A 3,502-nucleotide genomic window follows, 5' to 3' on the forward strand; every position below is an offset into this window, starting at 1 on the left:
AACAACCTGGCGACCGGCCACCTTTCTTCTGTAGGAAGGGAAAACGCGGAGCTTCTTAGGCGAGAATGGTTTAGATGAAAGCGACCATCCTTGGAGCCGCAAACGCCTGGCACGTCGAGGTCTTAATCAAAGCCTTCGTGGAACGAAACGTCAGCGTAAACGTGCTGCGCACGAGGGACCTCAAGGCTTTAATAAACGACGATCTCATTTCCGTCAACGAAGCAGACCTTGGAGATGTTATTTTAGTTCGCTCCTTACCCGGCGGGTCGCTTGAGCAGGTGATTTTTCGCGTCGACCTGCTTCACGTGCTCGAGGAGGTCAAAGGAGCCAGGGTGATCAACTCGCCTGACGCCTTGGAAAAGACGGTGGATAAGATGTACGCCACCGCTTTGCTTTCAAAGGCCGGCTTAAGGGTTCCTGAAACATGCGTCACCGAAAGGTACGACGACGCCATGGCAGCCTTCGCGGAGCTTGGCGGAGACGTCGTGGTAAAGCCGGTGTTTGGCTCGGAAGGACGCGGCATGACCAGGGTTAGCGACCCCGAAACGGCACACAGGGTGTTCATGGCGCTGAATCAATATAGATACGTATATTACCTTCAGAGGTTCATACCTCACGGAAACAGGGACATAAGGACCTTTGTTGTAAACGGCAGCGTCATAGCCGCCATGGAAAGGCTATCCTACGACTGGAGGTGCAACGTGGCCTTAGGTGCTCAAGCTAGCTTGCTAGTCCCTGACGAAAATCTGATCGACTTGAGCTTGAAGGCTGCCGACGCCGTTGGGGCCTTCTACGCGGGAGTCGACATACTGCCGTCAGAGGAAGGAGAGCTTTACCTGCTTGAGGTAAACGGCATCCCCGGCTGGAGGGGATTGCAGCAGGTGGCAAAGCCGGATATCGCTTCGACGATCGTAGAGGCACTGCTTGGGTTAAATCCATGATGTACGATACCAAAGAGATCACCTGGGCAGCTCAACTTGCTTGCATATTTGAGGTGTGCGCCAAAAAGCCCGGCAACGTCCACGTAGAAAGGGCTTTTAGCGACTCAAACCCCTTTGATTTTTTTGCCGGGGCGGTAGCCATGGGCACTTCGTTTCAGCGACTAGACGAGCTTTCCGTGGGCGAGCTCGTCCTTTGTTGTATTAAAGACAAGTCGAAGCTTACCTCAACGAACGTAAATCTTGGCATTTTGCTTCTTTTGGCGCCGCTTTGCAAGGCTGCCCGAAGCTGTGAGGCTGACGGAAGTTTCGATGCCATTAGAAGCTCGCTTGAAGACGTCTTAGACAACTTGACGGAAGGGGACGCTGACTGCGTGTACGAGGCCATCAGGCTGTCAGGCGCAGGAGGCATGGGCAAGGTAGAGCGGTACGACGTCTCGCAGGCTCGCGCCGGCATCCCCTTAAAGCAAGCCATGGCAGAAGCGGCACATCGCGATTCGATCGCCAGGGAGTACGTGACGAACTTTTCCGTAACCTTTGAGATATCCCTACCTGCCATATGGGAAGCGCTAAATAAAGGCTTGCCCTTGCGCGACGCCATAGTCCAGGCCTTTTTGACGATACTGTCTGAGGTGGCCGACACCTTGATCGCAAGGAAGCTTGGCATCACGGAGGCGGCAAAGGTCTCAAAAAGGGCAGCTGAAGTCCTAAAAACGGGTGGACTTTACAGCGCAACCGGCAAGGCAGCTGTGCGCAAATTTGACCTTTACCTCAGACGCATCGGCAACAAGAGAAACCCCGGCACGACGGCAGATCTCACCGTTTCGGGGCTTTTTTTGTACCTGCTTGACTGCATCCATAAAGGCGCCTTGCCTTCGCTGATCAAGAGATGGTGACGTCGGTCTCATGGGAGGTTTCGTCATGTCGGTTGGTTTCAGCGAAAAAAACATCTTTAAGTATTACGCAAAAGACAGATCATGGTCATTTGATGCGGACATCGTAGCACACGAAAAGGATGTCTTTATAAACGTATGTGGCCGTCTTTTTGCCACGTTAAGGGCGTCAGAGGGCGACATGAAAGAGCTTGCCGTTGGGCATATGTTTTCCCGTGGCCTTATAACGCGTTATGGCGACGTGGCAAGCATGGACGTTTACGGCAACGCGGTAAACGTGATTTTAAAGGCCGCGCCCGGGCCTGATACCCTTAAAGCTTCATATATGGCTCCGAGTTGGAAGACGAGCGCAGATATCATATTTGAAGGCGTTAAACATCTCCAGGAAGCTTTTCTTTATCGAAAGACGGGCGCCTTTCATGCCGGCTTGCTCTTGCGCCGCGACGGCCTAAAGTATTTTTTGATCGAGGATATAGCCAGGCACAACGTCGTCGAAAAGGTCATCGGCAGGGCGTTGATGCAGGACGTCGACATGGGCGAATGTATCCTTTTGATCTCCGGAAGGCTCATGTGCGAGCTTGTAAGCAAGGTGACGCTGGCAGGCATCCCGATCTTTGGAAGCGTATCGGCAACGACGTGTGAGGCTGCAGCCTTAGCCGAAGGTTGCGGTATGACCTTAATTGGCTTCATCCGCGAGGGAAGGATGAACGTCTACACCCACCCCGCCCGAATTGCTGAGTTTGACGAAACCCAAGAAAACCTATAGCTCTTTTAATCCTTCAACAATATCACAGTTCAGCGAGAGTGAAAAGATATTGTATACGTATCTTTGCTTGACCCAAATGCGATTTCATCATAATCTTAAGGACGTAGATGAAATTGCAGGGGGGCAGGCTCAGTGAAGACGTCGGTAGCATATGATTACAGGGATATGAGCAAAATGGCAGCAAAGATGGTGGCTGATGCCATAAGAGCAAGGCCAAACTTGGTTTTAGGGCTGGCCACCGGAGGCACACCCCTTGGGATGTATAAAGAGCTAATAAGGATGCACACAGAGGAAGGTCTGGATTTCTCTCAGGTTACAACCTTTAATTTGGACGAGTTTTGCGGGATATCACCCGACAACAAGCACAGCTACCGCTATTACATGTGCCAGAATTTTTTTAACCACGTAAACGTAAAGCCCGAAAACATTTACATACCCGACGGAAAGGCAGAAGATATAGAAGAATTTTGCAGGGAATACGACAGAAAGATAGAGGAACTTGGCCCCATAGACCTGCAAATCTTGGGCATAGGCAGAAACGGACACATAGGCTTCAACGAACCTGCCGACAGGCTAAAGGTCGACACTCATGTCGTAACGCTTGCCGAAGAAACGATTCGCGACAATGGCAGCTTTTTCGATGATCCCCTGGATATGCCGAAAAAGGCCATAACCATGGGGCTTGGGGCGATAATGAAGACAAAAAAGATTCTTCTTCTTGCAAACGGAAGAAAGAAGGCCACCATAATGGCAAGCCTCTTAAAAGATAGGCATGTCACTACGAAACTGCCTGCCTCCTTTTTGTACCTTCATCCTGATGCCACGATAATAATGGATCGCGAAGCTGCAGGTGAAGCCCTTGAAAGGAAAACAGCAGGTTGATGTCATTAAAAAGCGCTGTTCAT

General features: G+C 51.1%; 4 protein-coding genes. All 4 read left to right on the plus strand.

The genetic code is table 11. The annotated features are described in order from the left end of the window. Nucleotides 1-74 precede the first annotated feature (74 nt). Entirely contained in the window at nt 75-941 is an 867-nt protein-coding gene (locus tag Q7P41_RS05925; RefSeq protein WP_303882871.1) for a RimK family alpha-L-glutamate ligase, read from the plus strand. After that, nucleotides 938-1,834: a triphosphoribosyl-dephospho-CoA synthase gene (locus tag Q7P41_RS05930; protein WP_303882872.1), complete on the plus strand. Its 897-nt coding sequence runs from the start codon at nt 938-940 to the stop codon at nt 1,832-1,834. Before Q7P41_RS05925 ends, Q7P41_RS05930 begins: the two co-directional genes overlap by 4 nt. A 25-nt stretch (nt 1,835-1,859) precedes the next feature. Further along, a complete protein-coding gene (locus Q7P41_RS05935) occupies nt 1,860-2,597 on the plus strand; it encodes a formate dehydrogenase accessory sulfurtransferase FdhD (protein ID WP_303882873.1) in 738 nt (245 codons plus the stop codon). Between the two features lie 132 nt (nt 2,598-2,729). Beyond that, a complete protein-coding gene (gene nagB, locus Q7P41_RS05940; RefSeq protein ID WP_303882874.1) occupies nt 2,730-3,479 on the plus strand; it encodes a glucosamine-6-phosphate deaminase in 750 nt (249 codons plus the stop codon). The last annotated feature ends 23 nt before the right edge of the window (nt 3,480-3,502 follow it).

It is taken from the genome of Acetomicrobium mobile (genome assembly GCF_937920065.1).

Excerpts from the sequence above, each read along its gene's own strand:
- Q7P41_RS05925 (WP_303882871.1), top strand. The coding sequence starts at position 75 with ATGAAAGCGACCATCCTTGGAGCCGCAAACGCCTGGCACGTCGAGGTC.
- Q7P41_RS05930 (WP_303882872.1), top strand. The coding sequence starts at position 938 with ATGATGTACGATACCAAAGAGATCACCTGGGCAGCTCAACTTGCTTGC.
- Q7P41_RS05935 (WP_303882873.1), top strand. The coding sequence starts at position 1,860 with ATGTCGGTTGGTTTCAGCGAAAAAAACATCTTTAAGTATTACGCAAAA.